The organism is Rhizobium rhododendri, assembly GCF_007000325.2.
GTDB classification, from domain to species: domain Bacteria; phylum Pseudomonadota; class Alphaproteobacteria; order Rhizobiales; family Rhizobiaceae; genus Rhizobium; species Rhizobium rhododendri.
This window is the reverse complement of the sequence record NZ_CP117270.1, coordinates 178,643-192,851: the sequence shown is the minus strand read 5'-3', so window position 1 is coordinate 192,851 and position 14,209 is coordinate 178,643. Positions and strand designations below refer to the sequence as shown.

Genomic DNA, 14,209 nt, shown 5'->3' with positions numbered 1-14,209 from the left:
AGAAGGGCCGACGGAAGTCGACGTCTACCCTCAGGATTTCGCTGCGACCTGGCAATGGGCGAGCCGCGCGAACCGCCATTTTGCAAAGATCGGATATATCGCCCTCAAAGCCGCATTGATGGGCGGGAAGCTTGCAATCTTCGCAGCGGTCCGCCACCGCGGTATGTGCCGCCAGATCAGCAGGAAGGCATCAACGCCGACATGCATTCGGCCATTGTCATCCTTGCCGTGCAGCTCCATCAGCGCGTCGGCGAGCGACACATTCTCGTTTTCCAGAGCAGTTCCGTCCTTCATGACGTCCACCCATTCGAAAACGCCAGCAGGAGCAACCTTACGGTAGTGGTTGATTTCCCGCGAGCACATGCCGCACGCGCCATCGTAAAAAATCTTGATCATGCATGGTATACGGCCGGTTCGACTTTCAGATCATGGCCGGCGGGCTAAGGCGGCGGGCTTCACCACGGAATGGTCGTACCGTCGTAGGCAAAGAATTTGCCGGTGTCGTGTGGCTGAAGGCCATCCAGCGTTCGCAGGATCTGGTGTGCGGCGTCGTCCGGTTCGGTGCGGGGATGACCGGACGAAAAGGGATCGGACAGGCCGGTCATGACGGTGCCGGGATGGATGGTGACGACGGTCGCCAGAGGGGAGCTGCGCGCCACCTCGATGGCGGCGGTATGAACGATCTGGTTGAGGGCAGCCTTTGCCGAACGATAGGAAATCCACCCGCCAAGACCGTTGTCGCCGATCGAGCCCACCCTCGCCGACAGGAACGCCATGATGACCCTCTTCCGCTTGGCAAGGAGCGGCACGAAATGCTTGAGGACGATCGCCGGACCGGCGGCATTGACGGCAAACTGCGCCATCATCGCATCCTGCGATATATGCCTGATGGATTTTTCCGGACCCACACCGTCGATGGTCAAAGCCCCGGTCGCACACAGGATGATATCGAACGCCTGAGGTGCAAGGGCTTCGGCGGCGCGCTTGACAGAAGCCTCATCCGTGATGTCGAAACCGTCGTTCCGGCGTGACAGCAGCACCAGCTTTTCACAATTTCCATCATCGGCCAGTTGTCCAGCAAGGGCTCCACCAATGCCGCCGCTGGCGCCGATCACCAGGGCTCTATAGCCGACATCGAGCGATGTCATCAACGCGTCCGACATGTACCCCTCCATCTCACCCCTCCAGCGCTTATCCTCTTGCGAGCGTGATGAAGCGCGCCTGGTCCGCCGCCGACATTTCAAACGTTCCCGTAAAGCGCGTCGTCAAAGTCTTCGCACCCTGTTTTGCAACGCCGCGCATGGCCATGCACATATGCTCCGCCTCGATCATGACAGCCACGCCCTTCGGCCGCAGGCTCTCGTCGAGCGCCGTGGCGATCTGCGCCGTCATGGTTTCCTGTGTCTGCAGGCGTCGGGCATAGACATCGACGAGGCGCGCCATCTTGGAAAGGCCGAGCACGCCCTTGTCGGGCACATAGGCGATGTGGGCCACGCCATGGAAAGGTACCATGTGGTGTTCGCAATGGGAGTGGAACGTGATGTCCTTGACGATCACCATGTCATTGTACCCGGCCACTTCGGAGAATGTCCGTGACAGGACGTCTTCCGGTTCCATGTCATAGCCGGCGAACAGTTCGCGATAGGCCTTGGCGACGCGCTTCGGGGTGTCCAGCAGGCCTTCGCGCGTCGGGTCTTCGCCAGCCCAGCGGATCAGCGTTCTGACTGCGGCCTCTGCCTCCTGTTGCGAGGGGCGCTCGAAAGCGGCGAGGTCGGCATTGGCGAGCATGGCATCCATTGCTATTCTCCAAATTCATAAACGACATTGCGTACGGGAACTTCCAGGCTTCAGATCAATCGACAGATTTCGAACCGTTCAAAGCTGGGCTTTGATCCGGTCGGGCAATGGCACCGTATTGGCTGAAAATTCGACGGGTGGATTTGTGTCACGCAGGATCGCAATTGTTGGAAACGGCTCGTTCGCCAGCGCCCATGCTGGCGTGATCGACTCGTGCGACCTGGTAATACGCTTCAACGACTGCCGTTCGGTCGGCGAGGGCGGCATGCGCACAGACGTGGTTGCAGTCTGCAACACCGGGCGGCCCGCGCTGGCCATGATCCGCAGCGCCTCGTGGCGCGAGCTCCCGGCGGTCGCCTCAGCCTCCGCCATCTGGTGCGTGCGCGACTATCACAAATTCGCGGAGCTGAAACCGAAGCTGGATCCCGGTCTGGAAGACTTCTGCGACGACTACACGGCGGAATTCGCACGGTTCGCGGCCATGACCGGGAAGAGCTTCGAGATCATACCGCGCCATCACCACGACCGGATCGACGTCGAGTTACAGCGCATCATGTCGGGCAGCTACATCGTGCCGAGTTCCGGACTGATGGCACTCGCCTATGTGATGGAAGAAGCCGCAGGCCCGGACGATAGGGTCATCCTGGCAGGTTTTGACCACAAGGGATGGAACGGACATCCTTTCGATGCGGAGCGCATCCTGGTCGAACGCTTCATCGCGGAGGGCCGTATCAGGCGGCTTGCGGCAAACGATTTCCGATACGCGGAATGCGACGCCTGACAGACCGAGACCGACCTGCCCATCCGACCTGACAGAGCCACCAAGCAAGACTGCAGGTCCAGCAAACCGGAAACCATATGGCAATACGACCACGAGTTGGCATCATCGGCGCGGGAATGGCGGGACTGACGTTGGCCAAAGCCATTTCCGAGGTCGCATCCGTGCGTGTGTTCGAGAAGAGCCACGGCGTCGGCGGCCGGATGGCAACCAGATGGATCGATGCCGTCTCCTACGACCACGGCGCACAGTACTTCACGATCAGGAATGACCGTTTCCACGATGCACTGGAAACAGCGCGCGCGAACGGCGTGGTCGAACCCTGGAACGGCCATGTGGTTTCTCTGACAGAGGACGGCCTGCTGGAAAGACCGAAGTCGGACACCGTCAGATATGTCGGCACCCCTTCGATGAACGCGTTGCCGAAATCGATGTCCGTCGGCCTCGATATCCAGCCGGAGAGCACTGTCGGCGCGATCACCGGCGAACCCGGCCGATGGTTCGTCAACATCCGCGACCGGACGGAAGGCCCCTTCGACTGGGTGATTGCCACAGCACCGGCCCCGCAGTCCGCCCTCATGCTTCCGGCGAGGTTCGCTCATCACGACAAGCTCGGCCATGTCCGGATGAACGGATGTTTCACGCTGATGGTCAATATCGATATGAAGCAGAGAGCACGGATCCCTTTCGCCGCAGCCCATGTCGACGATCCCGTCATCAACTGGATCTCGCTCAACAACAGCAAGCCGGGCCGCCCGGCTTCGCCCTGCCTGGTGGTCAATTCCAACGCGGTCTGGGCTGACCTCAACATGGATATGCCCCTCGAAAAGGTCAGGCAGGCGTTGATCGAGGCGATACGGCACTACGTGCAGATCGATGCAGGAGAGGCCGATACCGCCATCGTTCATCGCTGGCGATATGCAAATGTCGAACGTCCGGCTGGCGAGCCTTATCTGCTCGACAAGGATTCGCAGCTTGCCGCTTGCGGCGACTGGTGCATCGCGGGGAGGGTGGAAGCCGCATTTCTGAGCGCAGCCGGCCTCGGCGATGCCTTGGGCGCAGTCATGGGAGCGGCGGAGTGAACGGCGTTTTACGCAAGGTATCGACAGCGCTTGCCTTTGCGGGCGCCTTGCCGTTCTGGTTCTTCGCGCTCGCCCCGGAGACCATCGCCGGATTGAACTCCGCCTCCGTCTTCGTCACCTACGGCGCCATCATCAGTTCGTTCATGGCGGGAGCCCTCTGGGGACGTGCCCAGAATGGCAAGGCGGACATCGCCCTGCTTCTCTCCAGCAACGTGCTGGCGCTCGCCTCCTTCGCGACCGCCGTCTTTTCGCTATCGCCTGTCGCGCTGGTGACCCAGCTTGCTGTCTTTGGACTGCTGCTTTTTGCCGATTACCGCGTCTATGCCGGCAACCCGGAGCAGCGATGGTACTGGAAGCTGCGCCTCTGGGTGACGCTGGTCGTGTCGTTCGCCTACGACATCATGCTGCTGCACTACGTTCTCGGTCCCTGCTGGTAATCATGGCCGTCGGTCGGCACAACGACGCCTATGATCCGTCTTTTGATAAATGGCGTATATCGGCTATGACAATATCGGAGCCCGCCCAATCTGTCTCGCTTCCCGTGTCGGCCGCCAGTATGGGGATGGGGCGGACGGCACCGCCGTTTAGGAAGGTCCTGCCTTTGGCAGAAACACAAGCCGCACTCGACCGCAAGCGCATCAACGAACTGATGGCAGCGGTCGCCGAGCATCGGGACGTGGATTCGTACGAGATGCTGTACAAGTATTTCGTACCGAAGGTCCGCTCCTATATGTTCAAGATCGGCGGCGATCGCATCATGGCTGAAGAAATGGCGCAGGAAGCCATGTTGTCCGTGTGGCGAAAAGCCAACCAGTTCGATCCGGAAAGGGGCGCTGCCTCGACCTGGATTTACACGATCGCCCGAAACGTTCGCATCGATGCGTTGCGTCGTGGGCCCCGACCGGATTTCGACCCGAACGACCCGGCCTTCGTTCCCGACGATACGCCTGCCGCCGATGTCGCGTTCGACAAGGAGCAGGATGCCGACAGGCTCAGGCGGGCGATGGCCTCGCTGAAGCCGGACGAGATTAAGGCGCTGAAGATGTCTTTCTTCGAGGACATGGCGCATCCGGCAATTGCCGCTTCGCTGGGCATCCCCATCGGGACTGTTAAATCAAGGATAAGGAATGCATGTCTGAAGCTGCGCAACATACTCAAGGACGATTGATCGTCGTGCATCACCTCGGTGACGAACTGCTGATGTCCTATGCTGCGGGAACGCTGTCGGAGGGATGGAACATCGGGGTCGCGACGCATCTGTCGTTTTGCCCTGGCTGTCGCGAGCGCCTGGCCGAGTTCGAGACGATAGGCGGATATTTTCTCGAGTGCGAGGAGGTCACGCCCGCCGAACCGGTCGCATGGGAAGACATGAAGAAGCGCATGGAAATTCCCGAGCAACCGTCGGTGCCCGCGCCGAAACGCTTGGACCCGCTGCTTCCGCAGCCGCTGCTCTCCTACGTGGATGCCGCTGGCGGACTGAAGTGGCGCTCGCTCGGCAGCGGCGCATCGCAGATGAAGATACCGACATCCGACCCGAGCACCATCGTCAGGCTCCTGAAGATACCGGCCGGCAAGCCCGTTCCCGAACATGGACATCGGGGCCGGGAACTGACGCTGGTGCTGGCCGGTAGCTTTGGTGATTCGGTTTCCGTCTTCAACCGCGGCGACGTGGAGCTCGCCGACGACGAACTGACGCATCAGCCGGCGGCAACGCCGGGGGAAGACTGCATCTGCCTTGCCATCACGGAAGCCCCCCTGCGGTTTACCAGTCGCATCCTGCGTTTCATCCAACCTTTCATCGGCATCTAGAGGCCGGAGGAGCCGTTTGCTGCGGCTTCGTATGTTCGACGCTTCGCTTCTGGATATCCACAGAGCGGCGTCGGTCCCACACAGCTGCTCAGTCTCATTTGCTTCCTTTTGCGGAAAAGTCTGGAACCCGGACGGCCGGAAATGTATGAGGGGCTAAATTAGAGCGGCGGGACATATCATTGGTGGCAAGTGTGGGACAGCCAGGTCGTAAAGCAGCCCGCGCATGCGTGGCTATGATGCGTGCTCTGGCAATCGTGGCGACCCTGTTGCTACTTTCCGGCTGCGGTGGGCGCCTGATCGGCGTCATGACGCCGAGCGGCACAGTCGTCAGGGGCACCTCGCAGGTCCGCCTGCTGGCAGCAACCACGAGAGCGCCGTCTGACGACAAGGCCATCCTGTTCAGCGGCGAGCGCGGCAGCGACCTGAAGATCGATGCGATCACCGTCTCCATTCCGCCCGAAGCCAACCGCACGGTTGGCCAGGTGCAATGGCCGGCGCGCCTGCCTGCCAATCCGCTCAAGGAGTTCTCGACCGTCAATGTCGTGCCTCTCGTCTCGAAGGCGGAAGACGAACGCTGGTTGAAGCAGAATCTTACGAAAAGCCATCGCGCGCTTGTCTTCGTGCATGGATTCAACAATCGCTACGAGGATGCCGTCTATCGCTTCGCACAGATCGTCCACGATTCCGGCGCCGATGTCGTTCCTGTTGTCTTCACATGGCCATCACGCGCCAGCATTTTCGACTATAACTACGACAAGGAAAGCACCAACTATTCACGCGACGCGCTGGAGGATCTGCTGCGGCGGATCAGCGCCGATCCGTCGATCAGCGAAGTCACCGTGATGGCCCATTCGATGGGGACCTGGCTGGCAGTGGAAGCGCTTCGTCAGATGGCGATCCGCGATGGCAGGACACTGCCGAAGATCAAGAACGTCATTCTTGCCTCTCCCGATCTCGACGTCGATGTTTTCAGCCGGCAGTTTCTTGCACTGGGAAAGAACCCGCCACATTTCACGCTGTTCGTATCCCAGGATGACCGGGCGCTCAGCGTGTCAAGACGCATTTCAGGCAATGTCGATCGTCTCGGCCAGGTGGATGCCAATGCCGAGCCTTACCGCACCCAGTTCGAAAAAGCCGGTATCAGCGTTATCGACCTAACCAAGCTAAAATCCGGCGACAGCCTGAACCACGGCAAATTTGCCGAGAGCGCCGACGTGGTCAAGTTGATCGGCCAGCGGCTGATATCCGGGCAGACCATCACCGATTCCGATGTCGGTCTCGGCGAAGCCGTCGGCGCCGTGGCGCTCGGTGTTTCCAACACCGTTGGCAATGCGGCAAGCGTCGCCGTCAGCGCGCCGATTGCCGTGTTCGATCCGCGCACGCGGCGCAACTATGGTGAGCAGGTTCAGCGCCTCGGCCGATCGGTCGGCAACACGCTGGGATCCGTTGGCGATACCGCAGGCGCTGCAGGCTTTCCCCAGGATACCAACCAGTCGGGCAAGCAATGTCCAGGCAACCAGTCAGACCGCCGCCCGGGCTGCCCAAACTGAGGTTCGGTCCGTAGTCCAATATTGGAAAAAATTGCCCTGTCAGCGCGAGATCGCGTAGGCAGCAGCGACATCACCCAGTACGGAGAGTGCCAGCGTATTGGCGTCCCGGGCCTTGGCGATCACGCCGATCGGCGCCTTGATCCGGTCGATGGCAGCTTGCTCGTATCCAAGCTCTTTCAGCGCCGCCGAGCGCCGCTCGTGGGTTTTACTACTGCCGAGAGCACCGATGTAAAACGGGTTTCCGTCCAGCGCTGCACGAAGGACCGGCAGTTCGAGATCGAGATCATGGTGCAGGAGGACAACCGCTATATCGGGGTCGGGCAAAGCTCCGTCCAGCAAATTTGCACCATCTTGCCGGCGAACGACCTCATAGCCGGTGGAGGCTGCGAGTTTGGCCGTGCGCTCGGCCTCAATGGACCTGCCGCTCAGCAACAGACGAGGACGCGGACGATAGCCTCTCGACAAATGCTCTCCGTCCCAGGCGTCCTTTGCCGGAAATGCTGCAACCTCGAGTGACTGCGCGCCAGCATCGTATTTCAGCCCCATCCGACGCCGTAATTTCAGGCCTTCCAGCACGGTGCGCAGACTGAGATTGTCCCTGAGCACATGGATGGCCAGCGTGATGCCGCCGCCGCAAGGCAGGACGATATCGAAGAAACGCGACCCTTCCCCCAATCGCAGGAACCGGTCATTGCCACCAGCGATGGCCTGCAGAGCCTCTGCCGCAACGGCAGCCTCCGTACATCCGCCCGAAACGTAGCCGCAATAAAGGCCGTCCCGGCGAACTGCCATTTGTGCCCCGAGCGCCCGCGCTGCACCGCCACGGATCTCGACTAGCGTGACAAGCGCCGTCTCGAAGCCTTCGTCAAAAGAGTCGGCCGCGAATTGCAGGATCTCCTGGGCGTCGTCGGTCATCAATGCCATTTGCGGCACCGATATTTCGGGTCTGGGGAGCACAAGCGACATTGATTGATCTCTGGCCTCGGACGCGAGCCCGGAATTGACGCAGTTTCTGCAGCGGTTGAAAATTAAACTACAGCTTCGACGATAGGTTCCGAACTCCCCCGTTGCAAACTGACCCTGTCATGACGCCTTGGCCGACCCGGACGCCTGCGGGTACGAGACGCAAGCGCTGATGACGCCTCAGTTTTGAGGCCGCGTCAACACGTCGTTTGCAGATTGCGTGCCGGCGGAGGTGGGATCTGCGGAATAGCAGACGCAACTCGAGTTCGAACGAACTACGCCCGACCGGAATTGCCGGTTCATCGCAGACGATGGATCAAATGCGCGCGGCCGTCGAATTGGCCAGCGACAGGGTTGCTTCAAACATCACGCGGGCGCCCGTCACGATGTGCTCTGGGGCAACATATTCCGCCTCGTTGTGGCTCAAGCCATCGCGGCAGGGGACGAAAATCATGGCCGATGGCGCCACGCGGGCGAGAAACAGGGCATCATGAAAGGCGCCGGATACCATGCGCTTGGCTGTCAGGGACAGGCTTGTCGCTGCTGCCTCGACGGCACCGGTGACAATCGGCGAGAACGTCGCCGACGGCATGTCGAAGGTCTGCAGGATACTGTAGCTACATCTCTCGGCAATGGCTCGACTGTCGCAAACACGCCGGACCTCGGCCTCGATGCGATCCAGCCTGTCCGGATCGGGATGGCGGATATCGACGCTGAAGGCGACCGAGTCCGGAATGGCGTTTATGGAGCCCGGATGGATGGCTATCCGACCGACGGTCAGGCGCGCATCCGCGTCGTTCTGCATCACGGTTGCCTGCAACTCGTGGAGGGCGGAAGCGGCTGCCACCATCGGATCGCGCCTGTAGGCCAGTGCCGTGGTGCCGGCGTGTCCGGCCTGCCCGGAGAACGTAACCTGCAGCCAGCGCGTGCCCTGCACACCGATGACGACGCCAATAGGAATGTTTTCCTTCTCGAGGGAAGGACCCTGTTCGATGTGCAATTCGAGATAACGCGACACCGGCGTGCCGAGCGGGCGCATGGTGGCTTCCGGCAGCGCCGAGAGCGTAGCGGCGAGTTCGTCGGCAAAGGAACCACCGTCGGCGCCGGAGAGAAAATTCCACCCGGCGGGATCGGCGACGCCCGCGAAGGCCATCGAGCCCATCGCCCCAGGAGAAAATCGGCTGCCCTCTTCGTTGGTCCAGGCGACGACTTCGACTGGAACTTCGGTATCTACGTCGAAATCTTCCAGCGATTCCAGTACCTCGAACGCCGACAGCGTGCCGAGCGCACCATCGAACCGGCCGCCCGTCGGCTGGCTGTCGAGGTGACTTCCAATCAGCACCGGCGCATGCACCGCGTTGCGTCCTTCGCGCCGGATGAACAGATTGGCCATGCTGTCCTGGAAAACGCCGAAACCGCGTGCCAGCGCGAGTTCCGCCAGCAGCCGGCGAGCCTGGCGATCGCCATCGCTCAGCGCCTGGCGGTTGACACCACCGGCAGGCGTGGCTCCGATTGCGGCAAAGGCCTGCATTCGGGCCAGCAACCGTTCGCCGTTGATGGAAGCCGATGTCACGCCCTGATGCCCGTTATGAATGACTGGACGCGCGACAGTTCGACCGGGTTCCACCAGACGCCGTCATACTTCAGCGAACTTGCGACGATGACGCCGTCGACGATGCCGAGAATGTCGTTGACGTTGTCGGGCGTGACGCCGCTGCCCACCAATGTCGGCAGGCCGGCCGCCTCCTTGATCATCCTGATGTAGCCGAGGTCAGCCGCATGGCCCGTGCGCTGTCCGGTGGCGATAATCGCATCGGCGTCGAAGAACACGAGATCCTTGACTTGCTCCTCGACCGGGCGGTCGGCAACGATGGCGTGGGCGCCGTGCTTGACATGGGCATCGGCGAAAATACGGATGCCGTTGGCGCGCAATTTGGCGCGAAACCGCATGGCGCGCGCGGCCTCGCCCTCAATGAAGCCTTCATTGGCGACATAGGCGTTAGCCCATTGATTGACGCGTACGAAGCCGGCACCCGAGGCGCTGGCAATCGACAGCGCCGGGATCGAGGCATTGGCCAGCACATTGATGCCGATGGGTCGGCCGAGTTCGCGGCGGATGCGGTCGGAAACCACAGACATGTAGGCCGACGTTTCCGGGCCGATATCGTCCGGCTTGGCAAAGGGAATGTCGCCGTGGTTCTCGACGATCACACCGTCGCATCCGCCGTGCAGATAGGCTTTTGCGTCATCGAGGCCGCGCTGGTAGATCGCTTCCACCGTCTCGCCGTCGTAGCGGGGCGATCCCGGCAGCGGCATCAGATGGACGACACCGATAACGGCCTTGGGCTTTCCGAACAGGGAGACCAGCACGTTGTCGGCAACCTGGCCGATGCGGTTCGTAGGGGCTGTCATGTGTTTTCCGTTTCCATTTCCATATCGATAAGGTGTGCCATCTCCTGCTGGCTGGGGCAGGACTGCATTGTACCGGTGCGGCCGACGGACAGTGCCGCAGCAGCCGTGGCAATGCGGACGGCATGACCGAGTGGGATCTTTTGCGCAAGACATCCGGCGACACAGCCGCAAAAGACATCGCCGGCACCGCTGGTATCGACGACATCGGCGCGCAGTCCCTCGACCCACTGCGGCGCACCGCCCGCCCTGTTGACAACAAGGCAACCGCGCGCGCCGAGCGTAACGACGACGGAGCCTGCGCCCCGGGAGATGAGGTTGCGGGCGGCCTCCAGCGGATCGGCATGCCCCGAAATCCCGGTAGCCTCACCCTCGTTGACAATCACGATATCGGCCGCCGTAAGGTCCGGACTGCTGCCCGGTGCGAGTGGGCTTGGATTGAACACTGTCGTTGCCCCGCTCGCCTTGGCGGCCTTCAGACAGGCGATTGTGACATCGGCGCGCAGGTTTCCTTGCAACAGCACGATATCCTGATCCCCGATCGAGGTCGCGAGGCCGGTTTGAAGCAGGGGATCAAACGCCTCAGCGCATGTGACGCCGCTGACGATGATGTTTTCACCGCTGGCATCGACCATGATCGTCGAGCGGTCGGTCGGCAGCTCCAGGGCCGGCATCAGTGCTGTGTCGAATTCCTCCGACAGCATCTCGCGGATAGTTCTGGCCGCAGCATCCGTGCCGGTGGCAGCGAGAAAGTCGACCGGAGCACCTGTCCGGGCGGCCGCGACCGCCTGGTTGGCCCCCTTGCCGCCGATACCGTCGCTATGGCCGTCCGCATTCAGCGTTTCCCCCGGCCGCGCAAAACGGCCGAGGCGGAACGTGGTGTCGATGCAGACATTGCCGACGACGTGGACGCGCATGGATCAATCCTTGGTGGTTGCCCAGGCCAGCATCTGCTCGAACAGCGTCTTGTAGCCACTCCACGCAATGAAGCTCTGCGGTAGCCAGTGGGGGCCGACATCCGATGTCCAGGCGACGGTCCGACCCTTGCCGTAAGAGCCGGCAACCAGCAGCGGCAGCGAACCATAGTCCGTCGAAACGGTCGCCAAAACTTCGGCACCGGGCTTCACCGTAACTTCGTTGAAACCGAGCAGAATTGGCCAGTCCTTGCCGAGACCCTTGAGGATGGGGTGGTCCTCTGAACCGTTGACCGCCGGTGCAAAGCCTTCCGGTACCTCGACGCGGTCATCGACCGAGAGGCAATCGACCGGCAGCACATCCTCGATCGGCGTATTGTGATAGCGGGCGCCGCCATTGATACCCTGGAAGCTGTAGTAGCCGCCGAACATCAGCAGGCCACCGCCGTTGCCGACGTAGTCGCGCAGCAGGCGCAGGCGGTTTGGGGTCGGCTTGGAATGGATCCATGTATCGGGATGCAGCAGCAGCGTGTTGGCGCCGATATCCGACAGAACGATGGCATCGTAGGCCGAAAGCGCCTCGATGGTCTGCGGGAAATCCCGCTGGGCCTCATGGGCCGGCATGAAGGTGACGTCGAAATCGCTGTCCTTCAGGGCGGTCAGCAACTCGTCGGCGCCGGTGTGGTAGGTGACGGTCGGGAACTGGTCGAAGCCCTTGATGTGGGTGGCGGTCGACACCCAGGATTCGCCGGCGAGAAGAACCTTCTTCTTGGGCATGCTTTACTCCTTCGATAGATTGCGATTGCGGCTCAGGTGGCCGCGGAAAAAACCGATTTCGGATTATCGACCAGCATCCGGTCGATGGAGGCCTGATCGACGCCGTGGCGCTTCAGCCGCGGCACGAAATGCTTGAGGATGAAGCCATATCCGAACCCGCCATAGCGGGTCAGCATGATCTTCAGGAACACGTCTTGCGACAGCAGCAGCCGGTCGACGAAACCCATGTCGATCAGCGAGCGCAGAGCGCGGGCATTCTCCTCGTCGGACGGCGACTGTGCATCCTGGTCGGCGTAGTAATAGTCCATGCCGATCATGTCGTATTCCAGGAAGGCGCCGCGCTCGGCGAGGCTCTTCTGGTAAGGCAGGTCGCTGTGACTGGGGTTCATATGACAGAGCACGGTATGCCTGAGATCGGCCCCTTCCTCCTCGACGACGTCGAGCACCTTGTGAGCGAGCCGCTCCCAGCCGGGCAGGTGGATGGTCAGGGGCAGGCCGGTGATCCGCGATGCGCGCGCCGAGGCCCGCAGCGACTTCAGCTCCTCGGAGGTGAAGTCCTTGCTGACGCCGACCTCACCGATAATGCCGGCCATGATTTCCGGCTGCGTCTCGCCACCGCCGACATCGTTGACGATGAACTGGGTCACCGCCTCGACATCCATCGCCCTCAGCCATTCCGGATGCGTATGCTGCAGATAGAAGCCGGTGCCCATGATGATCTTCATGCCGGACATGCGCGATATACGGGCGAGCTTCGGGGGGTCGCGGCCGATGCCGATATTCGTCGCCTCGACGACGGTATGGCCACCGAGCGCCTGGAACTTCTTCAGTTCCGTGAGCGCCAGGTCGCTGTCGTCGAGCGAGACGTTGTCGCGGTTCATGTAGGGGTTCATCCTGAGCTCGCCGACGATCTCGATGTTGACCGGTTGCTCGGCGATCAGCTTTTCGTCGGGATGACACGGGCATTTCCAGGTGCTGGCGCCATCGAGCAGGATGTGCTCGTGCATCAGCGTGATTCCGAGGTCGTCCACCGCGACGGGCCCGAGAACCGTCATGGCCGTCCCGGAGCGGACGCCGATTTCGGCGCGCTCGGCGGGCTTTGTATCGAACAGGTGATCCATGGCTCAGCGGCTCCTCACCGCACCCTTGAAGATGCGGAAATTCAGCCAGATGGCGATCAGGATGATGGAGCCGGTGACGATCGGCGTCAGGAAGGGAGACATGTGCGCAAGGATCAAGCCGTTGGCGATGACCGCAACAGTGAGGGCGCCGAGCACGGTGCCGAGGATCGTGCCGCGACCGCCGAACAGGCTGGTACCCCCGAGCACCACAGCGGCGATGACGTCCAGTTCGAAGCCTTGGCCAGCATTCGACGAACCGGAACCCAGACGGGCAGCAAGGATGATGCCAGCAGCAGCAGCAGCGGTGCCGGAAATGACGTAGACCAGCAGCGTCGTCAGGCGGGTATTGACGCCGGCGCGGCGCACTGCCTCGGCATTGGCCCCGACGCCGGTCACATAGCGACCGAACGGCGTCTGGTTGAAGACGATAAAACTGACGACGAGAATGACGAGAGCGATCAGCGCCGGCACGGGGACACCGAGGAACCAGGCCCGGCCGAGAGCGGTGAACGGGTTTTCCGCATCGACCGGGATCGAATAGCCGCCGGTGATTAGCAGGGCGAGCCCGCGAATGACCGAGAGGCCGGCCAACGTGACGATGAAGGACGGGATGCGCTCATAGGCGATGAAGAAGCCCTGCAGCGCACCGACGAAGCCGCCGAGGGCCAGCATCAGCACCACGACCACAGCCCACGGAATACCCGCCTGCAGCGAGGCCGCCGAGAGCGTTGATGTCAGCGCCAGCACGGAACCGACGGAGAGATCGATGCCACCCGTGGTGATGACGAATGTCATGGCAGCGGCGACGATCAGCAGCGGTGCCGACTGGCGCACGACGTTGAGCAGATTGGGCGCCGTCAGGAAAGCCCCTGTTGCAACCGAGAAGACGATACAGACGACGAGGAAGAACAGCGCAATCGAGATGATGCTGCCATTCGCCATCGCCTTGTCGCGCAGCCGGGTCTTGTGAACACGCGGCGGTGCAGCGGCGTGCAGGGAAGGTTCAGTG

Annotated in this window: 16 protein-coding genes; 6 read left to right on the top strand and 10 right to left on the bottom strand. The window is 61.7% G+C overall.

Translation table 11 applies throughout. The features are described from left to right. Positions 1-30 precede the first annotated feature (30 nt). The 3 genes from PR018_RS27695 to folE are packed head-to-tail and all read right to left on the bottom strand — an operon-like array spanning position 31 to position 1,797. Complete coding sequence (locus PR018_RS27695; protein ID WP_142829372.1) at positions 31-396, bottom strand: thiol-disulfide oxidoreductase DCC family protein; 366 nt, start codon at positions 394-396, stop codon at positions 31-33. A 59-nt stretch (positions 397-455) separates the two neighbouring features. Beyond that, entirely contained in the window at positions 456-1,163 is a 708-nt protein-coding gene (locus PR018_RS27690; protein WP_224128006.1) for an SDR family NAD(P)-dependent oxidoreductase, read from the bottom strand. Positions 1,164-1,191: 28 nt separating this feature from the next. Beyond that, on the bottom strand, positions 1,192-1,797 hold the full coding sequence (folE, locus tag PR018_RS27685; protein WP_142829374.1) for a GTP cyclohydrolase I FolE: 606 nt from the start codon (positions 1,795-1,797) through the stop codon (positions 1,192-1,194). On the opposite strand from folE, the gene PR018_RS27680 reads away from it, so the two are divergent. From PR018_RS27680 to PR018_RS27655, 6 genes are all read left to right on the top strand, one after another. Continuing rightward, complete coding sequence (locus tag PR018_RS27680) at positions 1,787-2,578, top strand: Urease operon accessory protein (RefSeq protein ID WP_341799016.1); 792 nt, start codon at positions 1,787-1,789, stop codon at positions 2,576-2,578. The two genes, folE and PR018_RS27680, sit on opposite strands and share 11 nt — an antisense overlap. 77 nt (positions 2,579-2,655) lie before the next feature. Further along, positions 2,656-3,657 carry an NAD(P)/FAD-dependent oxidoreductase gene (locus PR018_RS27675; RefSeq protein ID WP_142829376.1) on the top strand — a complete coding sequence of 334 codons (1,002 nt, stop codon included), beginning with the start codon at positions 2,656-2,658 and terminating at the stop codon, positions 3,655-3,657. Further along, positions 3,654-4,094: a DUF3429 domain-containing protein gene (locus PR018_RS27670; RefSeq protein WP_161990949.1), complete on the top strand. Its 441-nt coding sequence runs from the start codon at positions 3,654-3,656 to the stop codon at positions 4,092-4,094. Before PR018_RS27675 ends, PR018_RS27670 begins: the two co-directional genes overlap by 4 nt. 164 nt (positions 4,095-4,258) lie before the next feature. Then, the gene (locus PR018_RS27665; RefSeq protein ID WP_224128004.1) at positions 4,259-4,825 is read left to right on the top strand and encodes a sigma-70 family RNA polymerase sigma factor; all 567 of its coding nucleotides are present in this window, start codon (positions 4,259-4,261) and stop codon (positions 4,823-4,825) included. Then, positions 4,789-5,466 carry a ChrR family anti-sigma-E factor gene (locus PR018_RS27660; RefSeq protein WP_224128002.1) on the top strand — a complete coding sequence of 226 codons (678 nt, stop codon included), beginning with the start codon at positions 4,789-4,791 and terminating at the stop codon, positions 5,464-5,466. The genes PR018_RS27665 and PR018_RS27660 overlap by 37 nt, the downstream gene beginning before the upstream one ends. A 233-nt stretch (positions 5,467-5,699) precedes the next feature. Then, positions 5,700-7,016: an alpha/beta hydrolase gene (locus tag PR018_RS27655; RefSeq protein WP_142829462.1), complete on the top strand. Its 1,317-nt coding sequence runs from the start codon at positions 5,700-5,702 to the stop codon at positions 7,014-7,016. A gap of 39 nt (positions 7,017-7,055) precedes the next feature. Here the strand turns inward: PR018_RS27655 and PR018_RS27650 are convergent, their stop codons facing one another. The 7 genes from PR018_RS27650 to PR018_RS27620 all read right to left on the bottom strand — a co-directional run bounded on the left by PR018_RS27650 (position 7,056) and on the right by PR018_RS27620 (position 14,142). Further along, positions 7,056-7,940, bottom strand: a complete 885-nt coding sequence (locus PR018_RS27650; RefSeq protein ID WP_279309159.1) for an XdhC family protein — start codon at positions 7,938-7,940, stop codon at positions 7,056-7,058. A 355-nt stretch (positions 7,941-8,295) separates the two neighbouring features. After that, the gene (locus PR018_RS27645; RefSeq protein ID WP_142829382.1) at positions 8,296-9,552 is read right to left on the bottom strand and encodes a Zn-dependent hydrolase; all 1,257 of its coding nucleotides are present in this window, start codon (positions 9,550-9,552) and stop codon (positions 8,296-8,298) included. After that, positions 9,549-10,391, bottom strand: coding sequence for a BtpA/SgcQ family protein (locus tag PR018_RS27640; protein WP_142829384.1), 843 nt, complete (start codon positions 10,389-10,391; stop codon positions 9,549-9,551). The genes PR018_RS27645 and PR018_RS27640 overlap by 4 nt, the downstream gene beginning before the upstream one ends. Beyond that, positions 10,388-11,305 (bottom strand): ribokinase, encoded by a 918-nt coding sequence (locus PR018_RS27635; protein WP_142829386.1) that lies wholly within the window; start codon positions 11,303-11,305, stop codon positions 10,388-10,390. The genes PR018_RS27640 and PR018_RS27635 overlap by 4 nt, the downstream gene beginning before the upstream one ends. 3 nt (positions 11,306-11,308) lie before the next feature. Further along, positions 11,309-12,079, bottom strand: coding sequence for a glutamine amidotransferase (locus tag PR018_RS27630; RefSeq protein WP_142829388.1), 771 nt, complete (start codon positions 12,077-12,079; stop codon positions 11,309-11,311). A gap of 32 nt (positions 12,080-12,111) precedes the next feature. Then, positions 12,112-13,200: a phosphotriesterase family protein gene (locus PR018_RS27625; RefSeq protein WP_142829390.1), complete on the bottom strand. Its 1,089-nt coding sequence runs from the start codon at positions 13,198-13,200 to the stop codon at positions 12,112-12,114. A gap of 3 nt (positions 13,201-13,203) precedes the next feature. Next, positions 13,204-14,142: an ABC transporter permease gene (locus PR018_RS27620; protein ID WP_257625767.1), complete on the bottom strand. Its 939-nt coding sequence runs from the start codon at positions 14,140-14,142 to the stop codon at positions 13,204-13,206. Positions 14,143-14,209 lie beyond the last annotated feature (67 nt).